The sequence below is a fragment of the Butyricicoccus sp. AF35-5AC genome, assembly GCF_003477715.1.
Lineage (GTDB): Bacteria > Bacillota > Clostridia > Oscillospirales > Butyricicoccaceae > Agathobaculum > Agathobaculum butyriciproducens.
In genome coordinates this window covers 44484-70471 of record NZ_QUDX01000004.1, presented here as the reverse complement: position 1 = coordinate 70471, position 25988 = coordinate 44484, and the positions used below count along the sequence as shown (strand labels likewise).

21 protein-coding genes, 1 tRNA gene and 1 riboswitch are annotated in these 25988 nt (G+C 55.1%); of the genes, 6 read left to right on the top strand and 16 right to left on the bottom strand.

Features of this window, described 5'->3' with window-relative positions; translation table 11 throughout:
- Positions 1 to 103: 103 nt before the first annotated feature.
- The 5 genes from DWZ82_RS07090 to DWZ82_RS07070 all read right to left on the bottom strand — a co-directional run bounded on the left by DWZ82_RS07090 (position 104) and on the right by DWZ82_RS07070 (position 6784).
- Positions 104 to 179: transfer RNA gene (locus DWZ82_RS07090), tRNA-Met, on the bottom strand.
- A gap of 99 nt (positions 180 to 278) precedes the next feature.
- Positions 279 to 1805, bottom strand: coding sequence for a sensor histidine kinase (locus DWZ82_RS07085; protein WP_118479760.1), 1527 nt, complete (start codon positions 1803 to 1805; stop codon positions 279 to 281).
- Positions 1802 to 2482: a response regulator transcription factor gene (locus tag DWZ82_RS07080; protein ID WP_110435724.1), complete on the bottom strand. Its 681-nt coding sequence runs from the start codon at positions 2480 to 2482 to the stop codon at positions 1802 to 1804. The genes DWZ82_RS07085 and DWZ82_RS07080 overlap by 4 nt, the downstream gene beginning before the upstream one ends.
- A gap of 228 nt (positions 2483 to 2710) precedes the next feature.
- The gene (locus DWZ82_RS07075) at positions 2711 to 6400 is read right to left on the bottom strand and encodes a M56 family metallopeptidase (protein WP_118479758.1); all 3690 of its coding nucleotides are present in this window, start codon (positions 6398 to 6400) and stop codon (positions 2711 to 2713) included.
- A 12-nt stretch (positions 6401 to 6412) separates the two neighbouring features.
- Positions 6413 to 6784 (bottom strand): BlaI/MecI/CopY family transcriptional regulator, encoded by a 372-nt coding sequence (locus DWZ82_RS07070; RefSeq protein ID WP_118360575.1) that lies wholly within the window; start codon positions 6782 to 6784, stop codon positions 6413 to 6415.
- A gap of 1100 nt (positions 6785 to 7884) precedes the next feature.
- On the opposite strand from DWZ82_RS07070, the gene DWZ82_RS07065 reads away from it, so the two are divergent.
- Genes DWZ82_RS07065 through DWZ82_RS07055 form a run of 3 tightly spaced genes read left to right on the top strand, consistent with a single transcriptional unit; the run spans position 7885 to position 9103 of the window.
- Positions 7885 to 8322, top strand: coding sequence for a hypothetical protein (locus DWZ82_RS07065; protein ID WP_118479756.1), 438 nt, complete (start codon positions 7885 to 7887; stop codon positions 8320 to 8322).
- 6 nt (positions 8323 to 8328) lie between these two features.
- Entirely contained in the window at positions 8329 to 8802 is a 474-nt protein-coding gene (locus tag DWZ82_RS07060; protein ID WP_118479754.1) for a ribonuclease domain-containing protein, read from the top strand.
- Positions 8803 to 8836: 34 nt separating this feature from the next.
- A complete protein-coding gene (locus tag DWZ82_RS07055; RefSeq protein ID WP_158575118.1) occupies positions 8837 to 9103 on the top strand; it encodes a barstar family protein in 267 nt (88 codons plus the stop codon).
- A 323-nt stretch (positions 9104 to 9426) separates the two neighbouring features.
- Here DWZ82_RS07055 and DWZ82_RS07050 read toward each other — a convergent pair whose 3' ends face one another.
- The 10 genes from DWZ82_RS07050 to DWZ82_RS07005 all read right to left on the bottom strand — a co-directional run bounded on the left by DWZ82_RS07050 (position 9427) and on the right by DWZ82_RS07005 (position 21643).
- Positions 9427 to 10278 (bottom strand): MetQ/NlpA family ABC transporter substrate-binding protein, encoded by an 852-nt coding sequence (locus tag DWZ82_RS07050; protein WP_118479750.1) that lies wholly within the window; start codon positions 10276 to 10278, stop codon positions 9427 to 9429.
- Positions 10279 to 10348: 70 nt separating this feature from the next.
- Positions 10349 to 11002 (bottom strand): methionine ABC transporter permease, encoded by a 654-nt coding sequence (locus DWZ82_RS07045; protein WP_118284818.1) that lies wholly within the window; start codon positions 11000 to 11002, stop codon positions 10349 to 10351.
- The gene (locus tag DWZ82_RS07040; protein ID WP_118360570.1) at positions 10989 to 12014 is read right to left on the bottom strand and encodes a methionine ABC transporter ATP-binding protein; all 1026 of its coding nucleotides are present in this window, start codon (positions 12012 to 12014) and stop codon (positions 10989 to 10991) included. Before DWZ82_RS07040 ends, DWZ82_RS07045 begins: the two co-directional genes overlap by 14 nt.
- 284 nt (positions 12015 to 12298) lie before the next feature.
- The gene (locus DWZ82_RS15570; protein ID WP_243022902.1) at positions 12299 to 13021 is read right to left on the bottom strand and encodes a lysozyme family protein; all 723 of its coding nucleotides are present in this window, start codon (positions 13019 to 13021) and stop codon (positions 12299 to 12301) included.
- 207 nt (positions 13022 to 13228) lie between these two features.
- A complete protein-coding gene (locus tag DWZ82_RS07030) occupies positions 13229 to 14350 on the bottom strand; it encodes an ABC transporter ATP-binding protein (RefSeq protein WP_118479748.1) in 1122 nt (373 codons plus the stop codon).
- Between the two features lie 677 nt (positions 14351 to 15027).
- Positions 15028 to 16041: a FecCD family ABC transporter permease gene (locus DWZ82_RS07025; protein WP_118479746.1), complete on the bottom strand. Its 1014-nt coding sequence runs from the start codon at positions 16039 to 16041 to the stop codon at positions 15028 to 15030.
- Between the two features lie 16 nt (positions 16042 to 16057).
- Complete coding sequence (locus tag DWZ82_RS07020; protein ID WP_118479744.1) at positions 16058 to 17203, bottom strand: ABC transporter substrate-binding protein; 1146 nt, start codon at positions 17201 to 17203, stop codon at positions 16058 to 16060.
- Positions 17200 to 18096: a hypothetical protein gene (locus DWZ82_RS07015; RefSeq protein ID WP_118479742.1), complete on the bottom strand. Its 897-nt coding sequence runs from the start codon at positions 18094 to 18096 to the stop codon at positions 17200 to 17202. The genes DWZ82_RS07020 and DWZ82_RS07015 overlap by 4 nt, the downstream gene beginning before the upstream one ends.
- Positions 18097 to 18661: 565 nt before the next feature.
- The gene (locus DWZ82_RS07010) at positions 18662 to 19675 is read right to left on the bottom strand and encodes a sirohydrochlorin cobaltochelatase (protein ID WP_442861220.1); all 1014 of its coding nucleotides are present in this window, start codon (positions 19673 to 19675) and stop codon (positions 18662 to 18664) included.
- Between the two features lie 163 nt (positions 19676 to 19838).
- Positions 19839 to 20203, bottom strand: a riboswitch (cobalamin riboswitch).
- A gap of 87 nt (positions 20204 to 20290) precedes the next feature.
- Complete coding sequence (locus tag DWZ82_RS07005) at positions 20291 to 21643, bottom strand: MATE family efflux transporter (RefSeq protein WP_118479740.1); 1353 nt, start codon at positions 21641 to 21643, stop codon at positions 20291 to 20293.
- A gap of 156 nt (positions 21644 to 21799) precedes the next feature.
- On the opposite strand from DWZ82_RS07005, the gene DWZ82_RS07000 reads away from it, so the two are divergent.
- The 3 genes from DWZ82_RS07000 (at position 21800) to DWZ82_RS06990 (ending at position 23299) form a co-directional block, all read left to right on the top strand.
- On the top strand, positions 21800 to 21973 hold the full coding sequence (locus tag DWZ82_RS07000) for a DUF6440 family protein (RefSeq protein WP_118479738.1): 174 nt from the start codon (positions 21800 to 21802) through the stop codon (positions 21971 to 21973).
- Between the two features lie 127 nt (positions 21974 to 22100).
- Positions 22101 to 22844, top strand: coding sequence for a hypothetical protein (locus tag DWZ82_RS06995; RefSeq protein ID WP_118479736.1), 744 nt, complete (start codon positions 22101 to 22103; stop codon positions 22842 to 22844).
- A gap of 29 nt (positions 22845 to 22873) precedes the next feature.
- Positions 22874 to 23299, top strand: a complete 426-nt coding sequence (locus DWZ82_RS06990; protein WP_118479734.1) for a GNAT family N-acetyltransferase — start codon at positions 22874 to 22876, stop codon at positions 23297 to 23299.
- Positions 23300 to 23713: 414 nt separating this feature from the next.
- On the opposite strand, the gene DWZ82_RS06985 is transcribed toward DWZ82_RS06990, so the two are convergent.
- On the bottom strand, positions 23714 to 25822 hold the full coding sequence (locus tag DWZ82_RS06985; RefSeq protein WP_118479732.1) for a heavy metal translocating P-type ATPase: 2109 nt from the start codon (positions 25820 to 25822) through the stop codon (positions 23714 to 23716).
- Positions 25823 to 25988 lie beyond the last annotated feature (166 nt).

The following is a 25988-nucleotide window of genomic DNA, read 5'->3' as shown; positions in this document are numbered from 1 at the left end:
TCCATACGACTTTCCACTTTCGGGGTCGCCTGCCCGGAGGTTTTCTAAGTGCTCTAAAAATACAAAAAAACCGCTGATTTCTTACGAAATCAGCGGTTAAACGTGGTTGCGGGGACAGGACTTGAACCTGCGGCCTCCGGGTTATGAGCCCGACGAGCTACCAACTGCTCTACCCCGCGATATAGATTTTATCGCAGCTCTCTTTCAGAGTGCTTATATACTATACCATAGGATAGCACAGTTGTCAAGCATAATTTTCAATTTTCTATTCGACAAATTCAGTCTTTTATCTTGCTGTCCTCCGCGGGCAGCAGATCCGGCAGCTCAAACCAGAAGCAGATACCGCCTTCGACGTTCTCCGCGCCGCAGGCGCCGTGCAGGGTATCCGCTATGGCGCGGACAAGCGACAGACCGATGCCGGTGCCGCCGGCCTCTCGGGTACGGGCGCGGTCGGTGCGGTAGAATTTCTCCCAGATCTTCGGCAGCTCCTCCTCCGGCAGACCTTCACCTTCATTGAACACGGACAGGCGCACGCTGTTTCCGGTTCTTGCCGCCGAAATCTCAATGTGCTTGCCCTCGGGCGTGTAGCGGATGGCGTTGGACAGGTAATTCATCAGCACCTGATCGAGCAGATCACCGTCCGTGCGGACCGTAATATGCGTGTCCTCATATTCCACGGTCAGACCTCGGTTTTCACACAAAACAGCGGTTTTTCGCACCGCTTCCGCACAAAGTGCATGCAGATCAATATCCTCGTCGAACGTCTGCTCTGCACCCAGCTCCAGCCGTGAAAGACTGAGCAGCTGCATGACCAGCTTGTTCATGTGGTCGGCCTCATCGGCGATGGTGTCACAGTAGAACTTGCGGTCCTCAGGGTCATCGGCCACGCCGGCCGTCAGGCCCTCAGCATAGCCCTGAATGAGCGCGATCGGCGTTTTCAGCTCATGCGACACGTTCACGATGAACTCCTGCCGCATATTGTCGATACGCTCCTTCTCCTCGATCTCCTGTGCCAGCTGATCGTTGGACTCCTTCAGCTCACCGATCGACTGCTCCAAATACGCAGACAGGCGGTTGAGCGACTGTCCCAGCTGGTCAATCTCATCGCCGTCCCCCTTGCCGGTGTACTGCATAGAGAAATCCAGCTCACTCATCCGGTCAGCCAGTCCCGCCATTTGAATAAGCGGGCGCGTAAACTGACGCGAGATAACATAGCCGCACCCCAGACAAATCAGCAGCGCACAGCCGCCGGCAATCAGCAGAAACACCAGATTCAGCGAAGAATTCTGTTCGATATACGCATAGGGCATATATGCGATCAGATATTCACCGTGTTCCGCATTCAGCACGCCGATCAGACACAAATACTGGTCATTATCGCGCAGACTGATCGTCATAAAGCGGTATTCGTTTTTACCCAAATCTACCCAGTCACGATTCTGTACCACGGACGCCAGCACCGCAAAGCTGCGGAACTTCTGCTCCATGTGCCCAAAATCAAACCCTACGTCACCCTCCTGCATGGCAGACGAGGTAATCACATCGCCGTTATCGGTCACCACTGCCAGACGAATGGCACTGCGGCTCTCATAGCTGTCCAGCAGCGCGGCAACATCCGAGGAATCACTCGCGTAGCTGGTACAGATGCTGCCGTAGGCATCACGCAGCTCGCTCCGGCGTGTCATCATATAGTAATCCTGATAGAAAAACACGTTGAGCAGCACAAGAATACCGATAAACACCAGCGCGATAATGCTGATCGCAGCAAAAAACGTAACCCGGATTGACCGATGCTTCAGCTTCATACCTCAAAGCGGTAACCGTAGCCGCGCACGGTTTCGATCATGGTGCCGCACTCGCCGAGCTTGGCGCGCAGCTTTTTAACGTGCGTATCCACGGTACGCAGGTCGCCGAAGTAATCGTAACCCCAGACTGCATTGAGGATGCTCTCACGCGACAGCGCAATCGCACGATTGTTCTTGAAGTAGATAAGCAGCTCGTACTCCTTGGGGGTCAGGTCGATCGGCTTGTTCTCCACCATGACCTCACGGCGCAGCTCATTGACCGACAGCTTGCCAAGCTGTTCGAGCGGTGCACCGGCACGGCCTTCTCTTTTGAGCAGTGTGCGCACGCGGGCCGCCAGCACGATCGGCGAGAACGGCTTGGTGACGTAATCGTCCGCACCGCCTTCCAGGCCGCGCACCTGATCCGCGTCCTCGGCACGGGCGGTGAGCAGCATAACCGGCAGGTGGGTTTCGCCGTGCTCCTGCTCGCGCAGCTCCCGCAGGACTTCAAAGCCGTCCATCCCCGGCATCATCACGTCCAGAATGGCCATATCCAGTCCCGGACGGCGGTTCTCCAGAATATTCAGCGCTTCCTTTCCATCGGCGGCCTCGACGATGGTATGACCGTCCCGCTTGAGAAAGTCGCTGACCAGACGACGGATACGCGCCTCATCGTCTGCGATTAAAATAGTAGACAATATAATTCCACCTTACATTCTTATAATACCGCAAGTATACCGCCGGTGTTTGTTCGTTGTGTGAACAAAATCATGGGTTTTCAATTTTTGTTGAACGGGAGGTTGCTGCTTGAGAAGCGAACGGGTCTTGCCTACCCTACTGCTGCACATATCGGCTACTCAACGCAAAGGGCGGCGTAACAGCGCCGCCCAGAGGTTTTATTGGTTATTATACTCAGCACCGCCGGATTAGGCTGTATACAACTCGTAGCTATACGGAATCCACAGTGCGGGCAGACTGCTGTCGGCTGTTGCCTTGTGCATGGTCAGCTTGACGTATTTGCCGTTCTCTTTACCGGTATTCGGGTCGGTAAACCGGTACAAAAGCGCAGCATACTCATTATTATCGCCGAAATAATACTCGGATTTCTCATCCGGTTTACTGTACATGCCGCCCAGTGCAAGTATCGTCGATGCACACCAGTGCGGATTGCCGAGGGTCTCCGGATGGTCCTTCCAGTCGTTTTGCAGATTTTTCAGTTCATCATCAGTATAAACCGGCAAATCGAGTTTGCCATACAGCAGGTCGAACTGCTCCGCTGTGGCGCCATCGGTCGAATCCGCCAGATGCTCTACCTTTATCGGCTCTGTGTTTGTTATATCCTCGAAAGTTACACGATCCACGGCGTATTCTTTTACGTTCACCGGGAAAACCATACGGCTGACATAGACCTCACAGGAATTATTATCCGTATTAACAGCAACCTGATACGGCTGGTCATGCTGTGCGCCCATATGCAGGACCGCATAATGTGCACCGAGACTTGTCAGCAGCTGCGCACGGCGAACGGTACCGTCCTTATCCGTCAGGTCGTCGAGTACAAAATCCTCCGCGGTGATATTCTGCGCGGCAGTGAACATTTCCTTGTACTTGGCGGCAATCTCCTGATTGGACGGGTCATACTGCACATCGGACACATACGCCAGATAATAGGTCAAACCGTCCTTTTCGGCAAGCTGCTTGACCGGAGACGGATAGTTCTCCGTCCAGTTATCGCCGTATGTACTATGCAGAACAGCAGTCGCATCCGCGCGTAATGTCATAATTACACCGTCCTCGGTCGGGTCGCGGCTGTCATCGCCCATGGCGTTCTTCATGCCGAACAGGATACTGTCGTCCTCCGGATTGCGCTTGGCGTAGCCGTTATCAACGAAGGACTGCGGCAGCTTGAGGCTGTAATTCAGCGAATCGTTGTAGTAATCCGTTGAAGTAATATCGCTGTCCTCGTTCTCGTCCGCACTGTCGCTCCCGCTTGTATACACTGCGGTTGCCTTATGCTGAATATGGCTTGCGTCCGTGTATTCCAGCGTGACAGCATGGTAGAACGGATAGCTGATGGTACTCGAGAGCATCTCGCCAAGACTTGTCGGCACGGTATAGACCCAGCCATCGCCGGATTTCTGCAGCGTGATCTGCTCGTCGATCACACCGAACTTCGAGCCGTCCTCCCAGTTCACCAGCCGATTGGTGATTTCCACACCGCCGACAGGCTCGGTCTCAAATGTGAAGGTGATGGTATCGCCAACCTGCAACAGCGGTGTATCACCGCTCATAATAGCATCCAACGCATTGACACCGGCGTACAGCTTCTCTTTTCCGCTCTGCACTGTGATGTCCTCGGTGATACCGATTGGCTGCCAGTAACCTGCGTCTGTCTGCTCCATGACTACATAAGCCGGCGCGAGATTATCTCCAAATGTCAGCTTGACTTGCGCAAGCTGTATGCCGTCCGCGCTGTCGCCCTGCCACATCGTATTTGTGTCCTGCAAAAGCATCAAATAGGAGTCGCCGTGCAGCGCCATGCCGAAATACTGCATGGCCGCCTGTGCCGGATCGGCGTAGCCTCTTATCATCTGCGTATCCATGCTGTCGATGTACTGCGGCACGGTCGGCCACGACAGACCGGTCGCATAGTACGTCCGGAACAATTCGCTCTGCGTCATGCCGTCCGTACTGAGTTCGCGGATATAGCCGATCACCGAGCTGTTTTTGTTCTCGCGGATGGTCTGCACGATGTACGCCGAGCGAACATCGTCCGGTGCGCTGCTCGTGTATCGGAATACGACCGTGTAGTCCTGCTCGTCATCGGTGGGTACAAGCACGAAATCCGTTGCAGACGGCGAGGACGGACCGTATTTCCACGTCCACTGCTCACCGCCGGTCATAGCCATCTGCTGCGTGATAAGGTCTTTCTGACCGTCCGGCGTCAAAATCGGGAAGATATACTGTGCGCTCTTGTGCAGAACTGCGCGTGCGTACTGCTGCGCGAGATCCGCCGCCGTGCGGGAACGAACGCCGCTGCCGTCCGTCCAGTCCTGCGGCAGCCAGCCCTGACCGAACTGATTTATCATGGTGACAACAACCTTGCTGTTATCTTTAAACGTGAATGTCGCCTTGCGGATGTCGTTGTACGGTGCGGCATCTTGGTTGCTGCCTTCCACCTGACTGGCCGCCGGGAAAATACCGAGCAGCACTTCTGCTGCATTTACCGGGTCGCTGATATTGTAGCCGTTTGTGATTTTCCACTGGTTGCTGTCCGAGAGAAAATCCGGCAGACCGAGGTCATTCTCATACAACAGCTTAAATTCATCCAGAGAAGTCACGCGGCCGTTTTCCGGCACAATTTCGCTGTTCGATACGGCCCACTCTCCATCCTGTTTTGCAAAGGTCAGCTTTTGTACCACACGTCCGGGAATGGTTTCGCCCGGATTATCGCTGAACTCTCTATCCGTGATCAAATAGGTGTCTTTCCCGTCCAGTTTGACCGTATAACCGATATTTTCCGCCTCATTCGCCTGTTTTTGTGCCAGCTGTATACGCAGCTCTTTCGTTAGACCCTTATCGTTATCACCGACCGCGATCGTGCAGCTAAGCGAACCGACCAGTAGCACGATCATCACAACGAGCGCGACACCGCGTTTTTTGACCGACTTGTCAAACAGTCCCTCAAACCGGCGCATGAGCGTCTTTTTGTCATCACCGAAGCAGGACACCAGAGCCTTTCTCTTTTGCGACTGCGCAATAGCCGACCGCAGGATGGTCTCGCCATAGGCTCTGCGGTACGCGCCGTCGTGTCCGCGAACAACCGCGTCGTCGCACGCCGCCTCAATGTCCTCCTGCGCGAATCGCGCGATCAGATGCACCAGTGGATTGAACCAGTGCAGACAGCGTGCCGCCAGAAGCAGCAGCTTGAGCCACAGATCGCCGTGCTTGTAATGCGTCAGCTCGTGGCGGAAAATGAACACTGCATCCGTCCGGGAAATGCGCTCATCCGGCAAATACAGCGTCGGATGGATAAATCCGGCCAGCATCGGGCAGTCCGCCGCCGCAGATACCCGCAGTGGGATTTCCCGGTCAATAACCAGATCGGCGCACTGCTCCTGCAAAATCGTGTGCAGATCCGCGCGTTCGACCGAACGGGACTTACCTTTCAGGCTGCGTATCAGCCGGTAATAGCCAATCCCCTGCCAGAGTATACAGGAAATCACACCGGCCAGCCACAGCGTCAGCAGAATGTCGGTAATATCCACGGTCTTGACCGTGCCGGTGTCTGCCGCGCTGAGCATTTGCGCCTGCGTGCCCGTCACCCATCGGGCTGGGTTCTGCGCAACCGGCAGTCCGGCCTGCCGGAACGCCGTTTGGTCGCTCTGCACCACATAGCTGGTGCGCGGCATGACCTGCACCGGCGCCTGCGGCAGTGTCAGCTGCACCGGAACGAGCAGCCGCAGCGCGAGAATCGCCCACACCACACATACCATACGGGCCGGATAGCGTTTTTTCATCAGCCGCCGCAGAATGAGCGGCACGAGCGCCGCCAACGATACGGTCAGGCCGATCTGCATCAGATTGTTGAGCAGTTTTTCCGAGAATTGCAGCATAAGATCCCCTCCTTAGTGCGCCTGCCTGTCGAGGAACGCGCGCAGCTCGTCGATGTCCTGCTCGGTCAGTGCGCCCGCATCCGACAGACTCGCGACCAGATTTTTCACCGAGCCGCCGCACAGCCGGCGCAGAAAACCGACGCTCTCGCGCTGACGGTAGTCCTCCTCGCTGACGAGCGGCGTGTACAGGTTTTGCCGTCCCTCCTTCGTGCAGGAAAGAAATCCCTTGTCGCACAGGCGGGACAGGAACGTGAGCACGCTGGTCATTTTCCAATCCTTATCCGCGTGCTGCTGCACCTCGGCCGCCGTGACCTGTGTGCCCAGAGACCAGATTGTCTGCATGACCTCCAGCTCCGCATCGGGCAATCGCTTGTCATTTCGCATAGTCTAACCCTCCTTCTATTCTACAAATGTAAAACACCTTTTATTGCTTATATTCTACAATAGTAGAAGATGGTTGTCAATCCTTATTGCACAAATTCCCACAAAGTGCGCTGACATATACAAATTGTTTACATTTTGTAATTTTTATTGCGTTGACAGTGCTGTTTTTTTAGGATATGCTTTAATTAGATGAATTTGATTTATCAATTCGGCACGAATTTTTCTGCACCGGCTGACCGGGGTATGCGAACTGCGTAAGCGTGTTCGCCCCTAACGGGCGGGAGGTTTTTCGCTGAACCTCAGCGGGGGATTCGCCGCCGCTGCGGCGGGAACGTCGCGGCACCCGCCGCGGGGGCAAAAAGGAAGGGACACCTGCGGTTTCCCTTCCTCTTTGAACTCCTACCTTTCCCTTGTTAGATAGTCTGGCGCAGATTGCCGACATGTGACCGCTTCGAAAAGAAGAACGGCAAAGGATTTTTACTACCGTGTCGTTCTCAACCTGTTCACAGGGTCAGATACCGTTCTGCTACACAGGTCGGAGGGTCAACGCAGGCGCGACACAAGGTGAATTGCCCGAAGGGCAAGAGAGGGTCCCCTGGGGGATACCCGTGTCGCGCAACCCGTAGGCACGTTGTAACGCCCAGCACCTACGAATCTATCTGCTTAGTAGAATTTATCTGCGCAGGTGCTGTCTATCATAAACCGCTCACGAATCGTGCGGCACTGTCATCCCCCAGGGGACCTTCTCTTGCCCTTCGGGCAATTCACCTTGTGCCGCACCCAGCGGAGGTGAAACCACATATGTAGCAGAACGGTATCCGGCACTGCGTATAGGTTTCGACATGGGAGCACACTGTGCTCCCCTACGGTAGAAAAAATCCTCTGCCGTTCCCCTATCTCGCAGCGGTCACATGTCGGTAATCTGCGCCAGACCCTCCCAAAAGGAAGTGGGAGTTAAGAGGGTAGAAACCTTGGTGTCTACCCTCTTGCCCCGCCGCGGGACGCAGCGAACTCCCGTGCTCTGCTTGATTTCAGGCAAAAAACCTACCGTTCACAATCAAAAACCTGTTTTATATAAAACCCAAAGGAGTTACTTTCCCATGCGAAAAACCATTTCGCTCGTGTTGGCCATCTGCGGCACGCTGCTGCTTCTGCTGCTGTTCGCCACCGGACGTTTGATCTATACCCACGTTTACAGCCAGGACTTTTCCGACATAGCGGAAACCGGACCGCAATCCACCATCACCCTCACCGAGAATGACGTGGAGGTACCACAAACCGACGACAACCAGAAAACCGCTATCATACAGCTTCTCAGTGAGCAGACCTACACCGCCTATCCGCACTTTATCAAGCCCAGCCAGAACAAGCTGACTGCCAACCGCCTGACCGTGACTTTCCAGAACGGCAACTCGATCGGCGTAAATACAGACGGCTATGTGTTCGTCAATGGCAAGCTGCGCGCCATCAAGAGCGGTGACGGACGCAATCTGTACCACGATCTGTTCGTGCTGTTCTATCCTACGGCGAAGGAGTAACAGCATATGAAAAAATTAACCGCTTTATGGCTGTCCCTGCTGCTGGCGTTCGGCACGCTGACCGGCTGCGCCGGTCAAATCGGCATCATCGGCGGGGCGGACGGACCGACCGCCATCATCACCTCGGACAGCGCTTCCGCTGTTTCCGTCACCGAGGATGGGCAGTATGACAGCAAGGACGAGGTTTCCGCCTATCTGACCGAATATGGGCACCTGCCCTCCAACTACATCACGAAAAAGCAGGTACAGGCACTCGGCTGGCAGGGCGGCTCGCTCGAGCCGTATGCACCCGGCTGCTCGATCGGCGGCGACCGGTTCGGCAACTACGAAGGCACCCTGCCGGACGGCAGCTATCACGAGTGCGACCTCAACACCCGCGGAGCCGACAAGCGCGGCGCGGAACGGCTGGTCTACGCGGACGACGGCCGAATCTACTACACCGCCGACCATTACGAGAGTTTTGAGGAAATCACAGAATAGCTTTTACAATAATTCAATTTCGGGGGAAATGAGAATGAAAGAACTGCTTTTGGACGCGGAAACGCTGTACACGCGCGAGCAGCTGCACGATGTGCTGGCCAAGGTGTGCGGCTTTCCTTCCGACTACGGCCGCAATCTGGACGCGCTGTACGACCTGCTGACCGCCTATCCGGCGGCGCGGCTCACGCTGCGGCACCCGGAGATGCTGGTCGCGCATCTCGGCAATTACGGCGAGCTGGTGCTCCGCGTGCTGGCAGACGCGGCCGCCGAAAATCCGGCGTTTACGCTCAATGTACAGTAAACAGGCAAAACAAAAACCGAGGCATCCGCCTCGGTTTTCTTTTTATTCCGGCTTGCTTGCAAGCCGCACCCGCATGGCAGGATTTCGTCCAGAAATCCGAGCCATTGGCTCCGCCGCAGCGGACAGCGCGTAAGCGCGCATATAATAGAAAAAGGCGGTCTATGCCGCCTCTTTTCATAAAACCCCGCGACATGTGCGTGGGATTTTATACAAGTAAGGGATTCTGTGTGCCCGCAAAGCGGGCGCGCAGAATCCCGCCCCAGACATGTCCGAGCTATTGCTCGGCATGTCCTCCTCGATCACGAGCGTGGTCGTGATCGAAGTTAGAATACGGTTACGACTGCACCCTTATAGGTCTCGTCAACGTACTTCTTAACATCGTCGCTCTGCAGCGCCTTCTTCAGCGCCTGAATCTTGTCGCTGTTCTCCTCACCGGAACGGCAAGCAACTACGTTTACATACACCTTAGCGTAGTCCGGGTTCTCGGTGATGAGGGAGTCCTCAGAGGCGTTCAGGTCTGCCTGCAGTGCATAGTTGCCATTGATAACAGCAAGGTCAACGTCTGCCAGAGAACGCGGCAGCTGCTCAGCGGCGATCTCCTGAATGTCCAGGTTCTTCGGATTCTCGGTGATATCCAGCTTGGTAGCATCGGAGGTCGGGTCAATGCCGTCCTTCAGCTTGATCAGACCGGCATCCTGCAGCAAAAGCAGTGCGCGGGTCTCGTTGGAGCCGTCGTTCGGAATGGCAATGGAAGCGCCGTCCTTCAGCTCCTCGATGGAAGCGGTCTTGCCGGCGTAAATGCCGAACGGCTCGTAGTGCATATCGAATGCAGAAACCAGATCCGTGCCGTTCTCCTTGTTGAAGTTGTTCAGGTACGGGGTGTGCTGGAAGTAGTTTGCATCCAGATCACCGTCAACCAGTGCGGTGTTCGGCTGCACATAGTCGGTGAACTCAACAACATTCAGGGTGTAGCCCTCAGCCTTGAGTGCATCCTTTGCCGCATTCAGGATTTCAGCGTGCGGAGTCGGGGTAGCGCCAACGGTGATCGTCTTGTCGTCGCCTGCTGCAGCGCTGCTGCTGTCAGCTGCAGCGCTGTCGGTCTTGCTGCCGCCGCAAGCGGTCAGTGCGGTCAGGCACAGGGCGCCTGCCAGGATTGCTGCGATTGTCTTCTTCATGGGAATTCGCTCCTTTTCTGATATATATCATTTTTAATGATAACAAAATAAAATTGAGAATGAAAAACGATTATCTGTTTCTCTTATCCAGATGGTGTGCAAGACGCATGCCGACCTCCTGAAAAATCTGAACAACGATAACGATAATGATAACCGCTACCAGCATGATCGGGAAATTATAGCGGTTATAGCCGTAGTTTACGGCTACGGTACCCAGACCGCCGCCGCCGATAAAGCCTGCCATTGCGGAATAGCCGAGGATGGTAACGACCGAAATCGCGCCGCCGACCATCAGGGACGGCTTTGCCTCCGGCACGAGCACCTTCCACACGATCTGCCACGGGCTTGCACCCATGGACTGTGCGGCTTCGATCACACCAAACGGCACCTCCTTGATGGAGGATTCGACCATGCGGGCTACATACGGTGCTGCCGCAAAGGTCAGCGGAACGATCATCGCAGTGGTGCCGATGGCCTTGCCGACAATCGCGCGCGTAATCGGCGTAATCATAACGGCAAGAATCAGGAACGGGATAGAGCGCATGATATTGACAACCACGCCCAGAACCGTGTTGACGACCGGCATCGGACGGATGCCGCCCTTATCGGTAACAACCAGCGTCAGACCAAGCGGCAGACCGATCGCATACGAGATAACGGTCGAAACAATGACCATATACAGGGTTTCCCAAAGGCTCTGCGCCCAAACATTAAACGGAAGCATAATCGGCTACCTCCTCTGCGTGTACGTTCTGGGTTTCGAGGTACGCCAGTGCGCGTTTTGCCGCGCGTTCGTCCTCGGGAAGCTGCAGGATCATCTGACCGTAAGCCTTGCCATCCATGTTCTTGGTGTCCGCGAACATAATATTTACCGGCGCCTTGCACTCGAGCACCATGTTGGATACCACCGGCTCGAACGACGAATTGCCGTCAAATACAATGCGGCAGTACCGCTTGCCGGTCGCAAGAGAATTGCGCTTGCCGTCCGGATAGATAAGCTGCTTGGCCATTGCGGATTTCGGTCGGGTGAACACCTCGTCCACCGTGCCGACCTCGGCAATACGGCTGGAATCAATGATCGCAACTCTCTGGCAGATCTCCTCGATGACCGCCATCTCATGCGTGATAACGATGATGGTGATGCCGAGCGTCTTGTTGATCTCCTTGAGCAGCGCGAGAATGGAGCGCGTTGTCGTCGGGTCGAGTGCGCTTGTCGCCTCGTCGCACAGCAGGATTTTCGGGTTGGTCGCAAGTGCTCGTGCAATCGCCACACGCTGCTGCTGACCGCCGGACAGCTGGCTCGGATAGTTATCCGCTCGGTCTGACAGACCGACGATCTCGAGCAGCTCACGCGCCCGTTTTTCCGCATCTGCTTTGCCGGTTCCCGCAATCTCCAGCGGAAAACAGATATTCTGCAGTGCGGTTCTCTGCTGCAGCAGGTTGAACTGCTGGAAGATCATACCCATCGACCGGCGAGCCTCGAGCAGCTGCTTTTTGCTCAGTCTGCCGAGTTCCTCTCCGTCCACCGTTACCGTGCCCTCGGTGGGCTTCTCCAAAAAGTTGATACAGCGTACCAGTGTGGACTTGCCTGCGCCCGAAAGACCGATAATGCCGAAAATCTCGCCGCGATAGATATCAAGGTCGATACCGTTCAGCGCAACTACCGTTCCGGCTCTGCCGCGAAAGGTCTTGTTCAGGCCCTGAATCCGGACGATCACATCCTGTGCCACATTCATTCCTCCTTACATTTTCAAAAGAAAAGCGGAAAGCAGGTTTCTGCTTTCCGCCCGTTTTCTGTATCAGCCGCATGAAAAGCGGCCCGCCTATGCGTTTCAGCCTTACGGCTGCTTCGCAGAAAAACGAGCAGAACCACACATCATGCACATTTCCATTCGAACTGCACGCACTGTGATTTCCTCCTTTTCCTACGATTTTATAAATAATCTAAGCTGTGGGATAAGTATAGCCTTTTGCAGACGGTTTGTCAAGTAGTTTTGTCCAAACAGAACACAAAATACGATCACTCGATCAAATACTGCTTAACCAGACGGGCATAGAACATATTGCCGTAGGCATAGCGCCAGCCACCGTTTTCCTTCACCGCCATCGGATTGTCGTACTGGACAGTGTTGCCGCCGGACTGCTCCTCCGCGAACTTTTCCGCCAACTCGGTGCTGTAAACGCCGTTGAACTTGGCTGCGTAATCGAGAAAACCGCTGCCGTAATTATACGCCTGAATGATGCAGTCCAGATCACAGTCCAGCGATTTACCCTTGCGCAGCAGGTGTGCAAAATAGGTGCATCCCTGCCGGATCGAGCTCTCCTCCTCGAGTGAATCGTTCGGCAGACCCGCGCTGCCGGAGGACTGCATGATATCGGTCAGCTTGCCGCCGCTCTCCACCTGCATGATAGCCAGCAGTACATCCGTGTACTCCGGAATGCTGTTCTGTTCGGCGTATTTCTGCACCACCGGCTGATAATACATAACCGACTGATAGACATTCACTGCCTTGGCTACCTGCTTGACCTCCTCGGTCGCGCTCGTGCCGGAATTGCCGGTATCACCGTCCGCGCCGCTCTGCTGCGGTGTGCTGATCAAATGCCGAAAGGCGAAAATAAGCACAATGAGCAGGACTGCCAGTCCGAGCAGCGCAAACTGCCGACGGCGTGCCCGCTGTCTGCGGCGCACTTCCGCCTCGGGCAGACGGCGTCTGACCGTTTTCTGCGTTCTTACCGGCTGCATATGCCGCGTACTGCGATGTGCATGGGCGGTTTTCCGCCGATCGCTGCCTCTGTTATGTCGTTTTTGTTGCTTTCTTGCCATGTTATCACTTTCCTGTGACAAAGTGGTTGCTCTCGCCGGTGACCGGGCGGAACCTTCCCTGTCACCATTGGCATTATTGGCTATTTTACCACAACATTGCGTTTTGAGCAACATTTCAGGCGATCATCATGTAATATTTTCCAATTCTGATTTGCTCCGCAGCAGCCCCTCCCGCTGTGCCCAGTCGCGCAGCACGCGGTTTTTTTCGTTAACCGGACCGAACAAATCCAGACAGCAGACCGCATTTCCGCACTGCCGTACAAGCGCCTGCGCACGCGCGTAAGCGTCCTCGCCGATCGGCTGGTACGCCCGCTCGGTGACGGTCTCGACCGCCAGAGCACGAGCCGTCGGCAGCTCTACATCGTTCTCCGGCAGAACGCCTGCCGCGAACGGAATGCCGCGCCGCTGCAGTCTGCGGTACAGTGCCGTTCCGCCTCCGCCGCCGCCGATAACGAATACGCGCGGCTCGCCTGTCACCCGCTCGAGCTCCAGACTGCCGAACTGCTCGTTATAGGTGCCGCGCTCGAGGTCATACAGGGTGCGGATGTAGTCGCCGGTGAATACCTGCTCCGGCGTGCCGCAGCGCTCAATTCTGCCGTTGTGAACGCAGATGAGCCGGTCGGACAGCTTCTGTGCCAAATCGATTTCGTGCAGCGAGAGAATGACCGCCACCTGCTTTTCGCGCACCAGCTGCTTGAGCACGGTCAGCAGTTCCAGCTTGTAGCGAATATCGAGGAAGGAGGTGGGCTCATCGAGCACAATGACCTCCGGCTCCTGGCAGATGGCACGGGCCAGCAGCACACGCTGCCGCTGTCCATCGCTGATGCAGGAAAAATCGCGGTCGGCAAGTTCATCTGCGCCGACAAGTGCAAGCGCCTCGTCCACCTTGACGCGGTCCTCGTCACTGAGCAGACCCAGCCGTCCGGTGTACGGATAGCGGCCTGCGGCCGCCACATCCCAGCAGGTCATCAACTCCGGCCGCACATGCTCGGTGAGCAGCACGGACATCGTGCGCGCAAGGTCACGCTCGGGCAGGGTCTGCAGCGATTTGCCATCCAGATATACCGTACCGCCGATGAGCGCCAGCTGACGGATGAGGCTTTTGAGGATGGTCGATTTACCCGAGCCGTTCGGGCCGATGAGCGTCAAAATCTCACCGCGGTGAACACGCAGGGCGATGTCGCGGATGAGCGGCACACCGCGGTAGCCGACGGTCATTTCTTTTGTTTCGACGAAAGGATGGGACATCTTGTACCTTCTTCTTTAACATGATTGCTTACGAAGCAAGAGAATCTTGCCTACCCGGCAGGGGCGCCGTGCCCACGGCGAGGGGCATAAGGGTGGACACCAAGGTTTCCACCCTTATGAATCCCGTTTCCTTTTGAGATAACACGGCGGCAATTAGAGAACTGAGACTATAAGGAGAACGGCTGTACTGTTCCTCTTCCGTAGGGGCGGACCAATGTGTCCGCCCATTTCCCTACCTTAGATGCTCAAGCTGTTTTCTGTCTGCTACACATGCGGGTTCATCTACGCTGGGTGCGGCATGACAGTGCCGCACGATTTGTGAGCCGGTTATAACAGACAGCATCTGCGTAGATAGATTCTACTAAGCAGAAAAATTCGTAGGTGCCGGGCGTTACAACGTGCCCAAGGGTTGCGCGGCACTGCCATGCCGCGCCTGCGGAGACCTTCCGACCTGTGTAGCAGTACGTTATCTGTGAACCGCGAAAAAGCGGAGAAAGACACGCAAGAGTAACCCGACTGCCGTTCCCCCTTTTCGAAGCGGTCGCCGGTCTCTGGTATGCGCCAGACTATCTAACAATAGGAAACTGGAGTTCCAAGAGGATAGAAACCTTGGTGTCTATCCTTTTGGTCCCCAAGCCAAGGGTTGGCTCCCACTCCCTCTGCGTGAGGACGCAGACTCACCCTCTGGAGGACTTCCGATGCACCATAATATAAATGACGACCGGTGCACCAAACAGGGCTGTTACGGTGCTGATACTCAGTTCCGTCGGTGCAAACACCGTCCGCGCGATGAGATCGCACAGCAGACAGAATCCCGCACCGCCGAGAAAGCACGCCGGTATCATCAGGATCGGCTTTGCCGTGCCGAACAGGCTTTTCGCAAGATGCGGAACCGCGATGCCGACGAACGAGATCGGTCCGGCAAACGCCGCTACACACGCCGAGAGCACGCTCGACAGCAGGATCAGCACCACGCGGAACGCGGCGATATTGACGCCCATACTGCGGGCATACCCCTCTCCGAGCTGGTACGCGCTGATCGGCTTGGACAGCAGGAACACGCACACGAGCGACACCAGCACCACCGGCGTCATCACGCGGATATTGTCCCAGGAAATGCCCGAAAAGCTGCCCATCGACCAGTTATGCAGGTTGACAATATTGGAATCCTCAGCAAAGGTAATGACGAAATCCGTCACCGCCGAGCAGATATAGCCAATCATCACGCCGCTCACAACCAGCAGCGGCATCTGCCGCACGCGCTGCGCGATGAGCAGCACAAAGCCCATCGAGAGCATGGCTCCCGCAAAGGCGGCTGTTATCATGACGGCAGAGCCGAGCACGCGCCCGCAGGACAGCGCGCCGATCATCGTCAGCGCGACCGTCAGCTTGGCACCCGAGGAAATACCCAGCACGAACGGCCCCGCGATCGGGTTGGCGAAAAAGGTCTGCAGCAGAAAGCCGGAGACAGACAGCGCACCGCCGAGCAGGATGGCCGCGAAGATACGCGGCAGGCGAATCTCCCACACGATGACCGCATTGTCGCTGCTGTGCGTCAGCAGAATCTGCGCGACCTCTCGGACAGACAGGTGCAAGCTGCCCGAGTTGACATTCCACACGAATAGCACGGCCAGCAGTGCCAGAAGCACGGCAAACGCGCCCGCATAACGCATTTTAGGCTGCGGTTTCATGGGAAATCCTCTCCTTTCAGGACAGCTTGTGTAAGTATTTCAGGGTGGACGGGTTGCCGTCTGCAATGACGGTATGGAAGTCACGGATCAGCTCGTCCAGTTCCATTGTGGACTGGTACAGGTTCTTCTCCGTACACCATACATTGCCGGTTTTCACGGCCTTGAAGTCCGCAAGCAGCGGGCTTTTTTCCAGCAGCTGGTCAAGCGTCTGCAGCTCACTGTCGATAGTGGCGTTGTAGATCATCACATCCGCGTCCTTGGCTCCGGCGTAAAAACTCTCCATCTGCATGTTGACGGTGGACTTTGCCGTATCGTCTGTCAGATCGTCAAAAATGTATTTCCCTCCTGCCAGACTGATCATTTCCGCGATATAATCCGTGGATTTGCGAACATTTGCCGCACCGTTCGACGTGATGTAAAAGAACGAAACCGTCTTGCCGGCTGCCGGCTTCTGCAGGATATCCACAATGCCGTCCACCTTATCCGCAAATAGCTTTTCCGCCTTGTCCTCGCAGCCGAGCAGCGTACCGTACACCTTGATCCACTCCATGCGGCCGAGTGCGTGCGGCTCGTAGCTGGAACGCTCGACAAACACCGGAATACCCAGCTTTTCGAGCTGCTCCTTGACCTCGGGCGTATGGTAGATCATGGTATTCTCAATAGCAAGATTGCAGTCAGCGGAGTAGATGGTCTCGTAATCCGGCGCGCTGTACTTGCCCGCATAGGTGATCTTGCCGTCCGCCATCGCCTGCTTGGCCTCGTCGATGTACCAGCCGTCCTGCTTGGTGCCGGACAGTGCAATACTGTCCAGCGCATCCAGTGCAACGAACTGGTCCATGACACTCGAGGAGACCAGATAAATGCTGTCCAGCGGCTGCTGCAGCACCACGATATCTGCGTCCAGACCGTCCGGCACGGACGCGTTTTCCGGAACGACCAGATAACGTGCGTCGTCCTTCACGGTAATGAGCGAATAGCCGCCGTCATAGTGATCGACCGAGAAGCACTCGGCATACTCCAAATCCACGCTGTCGGTCGGCTGCATGTCGCTCCACGAGACCGCCGCCTGCGTCTGTGCGGTCGATTGCCGGGCAGTTCCGCAGCCGGACAGACCGCCGAGCAGCAGTGCCGCACTCAGACACCATGCTGTAATTCTTCTCATTTTGCTGCCGGAGCGATGGACGCAGAGTCAAAACGCAGCGTGTACTCGATCTCGTGCGGCTCACTCATTGCGGTAGTGTCGGCTACGACCGGCATCGCCCAGTCAAAGCCCGCAACCGGAATTTCAAACGTGGAGTGCTCATTTTCGATCACAGCATCGTACTTTTCGTCGTTCACCTTCATGTAATCGTAGTTTTTGCTGCTCCAGATGATCTTAGCCGTCACCTTGCCGCCCGAAACGGTCAGCGCTGCGGGAGATTCCACGCTTGCACGGCCGGAGCCGCCGGAAAGCGTTACGTCAGCGGTGTAGGTGCCGTCTGCGAGAGACAGGCTCTCAGCGGTGGTCATTACGCCGTCTGCCAGTGCATCTGCCGGCAAAGAGTCCGCACGGAACACCAGGGTGCGGTCGTACCACTTCTCCTTCTTCTTGCTGAAGGCTGCACAGTCAATACCCTCATCGAGCGCCTTAACCGGAACGGTAAAGCTGTGTGTACCGTCAGCTTCCTCGGTAAACGGAATGTAGCCGGCCTCAGCGGCAGCGGCAGCCTCCTCGCCGGTGCCCATATAGACGTACAGATAACCGGTACCGCCCATGTGCATCTTAGCGGTCATTTCGCCGTTCTTGACGGTCAGCTCGCATGCGTTAACGTTGAACATGTTGGAGCTGGAATCGACGGTTACATCGTAGGTGCCGTCCTTCACTTTGTCACCGGTGATCGGCGTCATGCCGTCCTCAACAACGTCCTCGACATCGGCCATATCGGACGCAGAAGCGACCTGAGAGGTGGTGCTGCTGTCCTGCGCGGAGGTGTCCTTCTGGGTGCTGCCGCCGCAGGCGGACAGGAGCATGAATGCCGCAAATACGGCGCTTAACAGTGCTTTTTTGTTCTTCATTGTGGTTTCTCCTTTGTTTTGCGATATAAACGGGATTTTGATGAATGGTTGCCATTCGGGGCATTTGCGCTTGAGAAGCGAACGGAATCTTGCCTACCCGGCAGGGGCACAAGAGGGTAGACACCAAGGTTTCCACCCTCTTGTGAATCACCCCTTTCCTATCATAGCACGGCGAAAATCAGAGAGACGAGACCGCTCCGAAAAAAAGGAACGGCAGTCGGGTTACCGCAGCGTGTCTTTCTCTGCCTTTTCGCAGTTCACAGACAGTGTACTGCTACACAGGCCGGAAGGTCTGCGCAAGCGCGACACAAGGTGAATTGCCCGAAGGGCAAGAGAGGGTCCCCTGGGGGATAACCGTGTCGCGCAACTCTTTTACGCGTTATTACGCACAGCACCTGCGAATTACACCTACGCATTCTCTCCCCTCTCAACTCTTCACTCTTTCAGCAATTTTCCATTCTCCATTTTCAATTCTCAATTCTGCACACCGAAATCGACAATCAAAATTTCCACAAAAACAGGGTCCGTCCGCATTCCACGGTCCGGACCCTGCTGTTTACTTGATTTACTTCAGGGAATCAATCGCTGCCTGTGCGTGTGCAACAAACAGATCCTGGATTGCCTGCACAGAGCCAAGGCCCTCAACTACGGTGGTTACCTCGAAGCCTGCCTTCTCAAACTCGGTCTTCCAGGAGCCGTCCTCGTCACCTGCCATATCGTTATTGGCGTGGTCGCCTGCAACGATCATCAGCGGACGCAGAACAACCTTCTTATAGCCGCCTGCCTTAACGGCTGCGATTACGTCATCGAGGGACGGAGTTGCCTCAACAGTGCCGACAAAGTAATTGTCGTGGCCTGCGGCCTTGAGGGTCTCCTGCATCTTGGTGTAAACGCTGTTGGAATCCGCCTCGGTGCCGTGACCCATGAAGCAGATTGCGGTCTCGCCGTCGTCGTACTCCTTGGTTGCGTCTACGATGGCATTCATAACCTTCTGGAAGTCATCATCAGAGGTCAGCAGCGGATCACCGAGCACGATCTTCTCGAAGGAATCCGAATAGCCTGCCAGCTCATCCTTGAGGTCGTTGTACTCCAGACCGTTCATCAGATGGGTCGGCTGAACAACCAGGGTCTTTACCTTGTTGTCTACGGCGCGGTCCAGTGCCTCGGTTACGTTGTCGATCTTCTCGCCGTCACGCTTATTTACATGATCGATGATGATCTGGCTGGTAAAGCCGCGGCGTACCGCGTAATCCGGGAACGCCTTCTGCATCGCCTTCTCGATGGCGCCGATGGTCTCACGGCGGCTATCGTTATAGCTGGTGCCGAAGCTGACTACGAGCAGCTCGGTATCGCCGATTTCATCCTGATTCAGCGGATCGTCCAAGGAAGCGTCACCCGTTTCATAGTTTTCGTCCGGATCGGTCTGATCCTGCGCATCGGTCTGTGCAGTGGTGTTATTGTCCTTCGTGTCATCCGCAGCTGCGGTCTTGCTGCCGCCGCAAGCGGTCAGCATGGACATCAGCATGCCGGAAACGATCAGCATAATGCCGAGCTTTTTCAGTTTGCTTACTTTGCTCATGGTTTTCCTCCTTCATTTTGCCTGCAAAGCGAAAGCGCACACTTTGAAGGAAAAAGGGTACGGAAAACACACAGTCCCCCATCAATATATGATGAAAGGGACTGCCTGAATCAAAAATCATGCGGTATCAGTACAATCAATAACTCGTGACCCGGAAGCAGCTTCCCGTACCAACAGACCGGCAGGTTTCCTGACTTGCGGCGCTTAAGGCAATACCGCATAATTGCACAAGAGCGATTTGCAAGTAAATTCTGCGTACTGACGAGGCGTGGTTTTGCGGTAATATTTGATGTATTACCGTGAAATCACAACGAAGTCAGAACACAAAGTTTCCGCAAAGCGCCGCAGCTTTCATCATGCGATGTTGCCTTAGAACTGCCGCCTTCCCGATACCGTAATATCAGTGACGTAAATGGCAGTCCATTCCCCGCTTACAGTGACGAGATCGTGCAGGATTTGCACCTGCTTCCCTTTTACCCGCTGTCCTGTTCGAAAACATACAGCGGCACCGACTGTTCGCTTATTTACTTATTGCGCGGGAAATTCCCGCATTGCACGAGTATTATACTATATTTAACCGTCAATTACAACCATTTTCCGGAGAAAAACGCGCTCTCATGTCTCCTGCGGTCGGAAAACCTTTTTCCGCACGATCAGGTAGCACACAAAGTGCGCCAGGATGGTCAGTATCCACGAGATCGGGTAGGACGCATACAGGATGAACAGCGTATGCTGCACGCGAAAGACCGTAAAAATCCAGATGATACGGAACACACATGCGCCAATCAGCGAGACGATCATTGGCAGCATGGAATAGCCCAGACCACGTATTGTGCCCGCGAGCACATCCATCATGCCGCACAGGCAGTAGGTGACGCTGATGACCGACAGGCGCTGCATACCGAACGAGATGACCTCCAGATCATCCGAGTAGATGTGCAGCAGATGATTGCCGAGCAGATGTGCGCCGTTGCCGAGCACCAGACCGATCAGTGTGACGATGCACATGCAGCGCACGAGTGTCTGGTCGATGCGGTGATAATTCTTTGCACCGAGATTCTGGCTGGTGAAGCTGATGGAGGTCTGATAGAGCGCGTTCATCGAAATGTACACAAACCCCTCAATGTTGGCGGCTGCCGTGTTGCCCGCAACCGTTACTGCGCCAAAGCTGTTGACCGAGGACTGGATAAGTACGTTCGAGATGTTAAAGATAACGCTCTGCATACCGGCAGGCAGACCGACCTGCATGATTCTCAGGAACTTATCCATGTGGAAATGCAGACGGCGCAAGTCGAGATGGCACATGCCGTCCGATTTTACAAGGCACAGCACGGTCAGCGCCGCAGAGACACACTGGCTGAGCACGGTGGCGATCGCAGTTCCGGCAACGCCCATGCCGAGCAGGCACACAAACAGCAGGTCGCCGAGGACGTTCATCACGCCTGCCGCCATCAGGAAGTACAGCGGACGCCGGGTATCGCCCACGGCACGCAGCACGGCGGCACCGAAGTTGTAGATCATGGTTGCCGGCATACCGATGAAATACACCTGCATGTACAGCACAGCCTGGTCGATAACCTCATCCGGTGTGGCCATCAGCGTCAGCATGGGACGTGCGAGCACAACGCCGAGCACGATCAGTATCGCGCCGCCGATCAAGCCGGTGAGCAGCGCCGTCTGGATGGTCTGCTGCACACCATCGTAATCCCGCTCGCCGTAATGCCGCGCGACAAGCACGTTCGCGCCAACCGAAATACCGATGAATGAGTTGACCAGCAGGTTAAACAGCGAGGTGGTCGAGCCGACCGCCGCCATCGCATTGCTGCCCGCAAATTTGCCGACTACAACAATGTCGGTCGCGTTGAACAGCAGCTGCAGCACACCCGAAAGAATCAGCGGCAGCGAAAACAGCAGGATTTTGCTCAGCAGCGGACCGCTGCACAGGTCCATCTCGTAGCTGCGTTTCATTCGTTGAAGCACTTCCCTTCTTGCGTAAAGTTTCTCTATTGCCTATATTATCTATCGGAATATCGGTGGTGTCAATGGGTGATTGTGTTTCGGGGGTATTCATGGTATAGTAAATCTGCAAGTACATAATTATTCGGAATTGAGAGGTAGGTAAAAATGCGTAAAGAAAAAAGATTTGAAGCAGTATATCAGGAAACCGGCATGATAAGTGAGAAAACCATATATGTGGATAAGGAAACCGGCGTAAATTATCTTTTTATTGCAAGCGGCGTTTCCGGTGGATTAACGCCACTGTTAGATGCAGAAGGAAAACCTGTTATTACAAAATAAATTGTAATATGTGCAACACCCCCCGCCTTTGACGGGGGGTGTTATGATCCGCAGGTATCCTGTGATGTTAAGTGGAAATTGTGTTTCCTCGCCATTCATGTTATAGTTAAAAAAGGAGAGGATGGCTATGAAAAAGTATTTGTTATCCGCTTTGCTGCTGGCAGGACTTTGCGTTCATGCCGCTGCGGCTGATTTCGGCACGCTGACAATCTCCTCTGACCGCGAGGTCATAGATGATTCTGTACTGTATGAGCTTGCCGAAGCAGACGAACCCAGCACGCTCACCTTGCGCACACCGAACGGTGAAACCGGCTCTCTGATGTTCGACGGCACAGAGTATCACCTGCAGCCGTGCGGACAGACCGACGAATTCACCTATTCGGTTTTGTTTTCCGCGGACGGCGAAAACGCCTATGGTCTCCCCTACACCGAATGGTTTATGGCCGATTCCGACATTGGGCAGCACATTTTTGATCCGGTGACCGAGTGGGACGCCCGGCATATCTGTTCTGTGCCGCGCTGGCGCGACTGCGGTACACTGTGCCTGACCGGACAGAACAAACTCAAGCCGCCGTATGCGCTGCTGACGCGCTTTTTTGCAATCCATCGAGATCGGAATGCCGCCCTTTCTCTGGAAATGCAGCCCGCTCTGGGACAGCCCCTGTTACTTGCATACCATAACGGAACTTACACGCTGACTGAGACCGATCCGAACCGGTTTATCCGCACCGAGTGGACACAGCTTGTGCCGCTGCCGACGAATGACCTGCGCACGCTGTCCCTCACGCTGATCAACGCCAGCGGCGAACCGCGCCCGCTGTTTACGTTTCCACATCCGGTAACGTATCTGACATTACCTTCTATTGTGTAACAATCAAATTTTCAGGAGAGTCCCCCGCTATGATTAGAGAATTACGAAAAGCAGATATCAATCAAGTTGCCGATATATGGCTGGATACCAATATAAAGGCACATTATTTTATCCCTGCCCAATATTGGAAAAGCAATTTGGAGATTGTGAAAGAACTGCTGCTGCAGGCAACTGTCTATGTCTATGAGGACAATCAGAAGATACAAGGATTTATCGGGCTGAATGGCGAATATATTGAAGGCATTTTTGTTTCTGAGGCAATGCAGTCGCAGAGCATCGGTAAAAGACTGCTGAATTATGTAAAGAATACAAGAAGCAAACTGATTTTGAATGTATATCAAAAAAACACACCAGCAATATCTTTTTATCAAAGAGAAGGATTTGAAATTCAGTACAGCGGCCTGGATGAAGCTACCGGAGAAAAAGATTATGGAATGGCGTGGCAGCAGAAGTAAAAATACAGTTTTTCAAACAGTTATAGAAACACAAACCCCCGTCAAAGACGGGGGCAGCTTGTCGAAAAAGTCAGATTTCTATTTTGTGCTTCGTGCGACAGCACGCATAAAATAGAATTTGCGCAGCAAATTCATAAAAACCGGGGGCGTGGTCCAGACCACCCTCTCTTGCCGCTATGCGGCAATTCACCTTGTGTACCTCGGTTTTTATACAAGGGAAGAAAAAATGTGTCCGGAGGACGCGGTTTTTCTTCAGCATTCGATCGAAAGCGTGGTTTCGATCGAGAGGCTGCTCGAAAAACGATAGTTTTTCGACAGCCTCTACCCCCCGTCAAAGACGGGGTTTTGTTATACCTGAATCGCAAAAAGAAAGAGTGGAAAGCGCTTCACTCTCCACTCTTAACTCTATTAAAATTACTTGCTCTCCAGCAGACGGGTCGTCTCGGAAGAATCGATCAGATTGGTCATGCTGCGCAGGCTGATGCCCAGCGTAGACAGGTTGTGCATCATCGCAGAGGTTGCGGGAGCCAGCACGCCGGCAACGCCCAGACCGATCAGTGAACCGTTAAAGCCGATTACGAAGCGGTAATTGGAGTTGATGCGGCGCATCAGACCCTGTGCAATACGGCGCAGCGCAACCAGCTCAAACAGATTCTCCGCTGCGATGGTGATGTCCGCGATCTCGCGGGCGATGGCCGCGCCGTCGCTGATGGCAACGCCAACGTTAGCCGCCGACAGCGCCGGAGAATCGTTGATACCGTCGCCGAGCATGATGACCGTATGGCCTGCCGCGCGTTCCTGCTCGACAAAGTTTGCCTTGTCCTCCGGCAGAACCTCAGCGCGGTAGTCGTCCACGCCGACCTCAGCCGCGATAGCCGCTGCCGTGCGCTCACTGTCGCCGGTCAGCATGACTGTGCGCTTGATGCCGAGGGCGCGCAGCGCCTTCATCACATCGCGGGCCTCCGGACGAAGCGGGTCTGCGATGCAGATAACAGCCGCCAGCTCACCGCCGATCGCCAGATACAGGTGCGAGAACTCGGGCGGGAGTGCATCGTACTTCTCCTGCTCACCGGCCGGAACCGTGCACTTCTCATCCTCGAAGATAAAGTGTGCACTGCCGATAACGACCTTCTTGTTTTCAACCATGCTGGAAATGCCGTGCGCTACGATATACTCAACCTGCGAGTGCATTTCCTCGTGCGCCAGATTGCGCTCACGCGCAGCGCGGACAACGGCGTTCGCCATGGAGTGCGGGAAGTGCTCCTCCAGGCAGGCTGCAACGCGCAGCATGTCGTCTTCGGAACGACCGCCGAACGGGATAACCCTGGCAACAACCGGGCAGGCATGCGTCAGTGTGCCGGTCTTGTCAAATACAATGGTATCTGCCTGCGCGACAGCCTCGAGGAACTTGCCGCCCTTGACCGTGATATGATACATGCTTGCCTCACGCATGGCGGACAGAACCGCCAGCGGCATAGCCAGCTTGAGCGCACAGGAGAAGTCAACCATCAGCACGGACAGTGCACGGGTGACATTGCGGGTCAGTGCGTAGCTGAGCGCACTGCCGATCAGCGTATACGGCACCAACTTGTCCGCCAGATTGGCGGCATGGCTCTCAGCTGCACTCTTGAGCTGCTCGGACTGCTCAATCATAGAAACGATCTTGTCATAGCGGCTCTCGCCGGAGGACTGGGTGACCTCGATCACGCAGTCGCCTTCCTCGATGACCGTGCCGGCGTAAACCTGCGTACCCGGACGCTTTGCAACCGGCATGGATTCTCCGGTAAGCGATGCCTGATTAACCATGACTTCGCCTTCAACAACCTCACCGTCCAGCGGGATGACGCTGCCCATGCGAACCAGAACGTGATCACCGACAGCGATGTTTGACAACGGTACAAGTACCTCTGCGTCATCGGTTTTGAGCCATACGCGTTTTACGTTGAGCGACATACAGCGCGCCAGATCGTCAACCGACTTTTTGTGCGTCCACTCCTCGAGCAGCTCACCAATATCGAGCAGGAACATAACCGAGCCTGCCGTGGAGAAGTCCCGGCGTACCATCGAAACACCGATGGACAGCGCGTCGAGCAGCTCAACCTTCAGCTCTCTGTGAATCAGGCGCTTGAGACCGCGGCCGAGGAACGGCAGCGACAGCCAGAGCGTGCGTGCAATCTGCAGCGGCGTTGGCAGGAACAACGTGCAGGCAAACTTCGTAATAACCTTGCCGACCAGCTTTTCCTGATACTCACGGTTGAGCGCACGGCCGCTGTGGGTCGGCGTCAGCGCCGTAACAGACGGTGCAGTATAGTTAAACTGAGCGATCGCGCGGATGATATTCTCGCGGTCACCGATGTAGCGGATGACAGCACAACAGGTGCGCTCGTGCACGGCTGCGTTGAGTACACCCGGCTGATTCTGCAGATACGCCTCCAGCAGATCAGCCTGCTCCAGCGTCATGCGGTACTGCTTCATGCGCACACGAAGCCGTCCGCGGCTTTCGTGTTCAATGAATGCTTTCATAGTAAAATTACCTCCAGCTTACTTCCGGTAGATAGGAAAAGAGGGGCTCTGCCCCTCTTTGATATTCGTCCCATGAAAACCAGAAACATGTGCCTCGGTTTTCATTCCCTAAGAGGGAGAAAGCTTCCGAACGGGAACTTTCGGGCGACTTTGGAACGGCTCACAG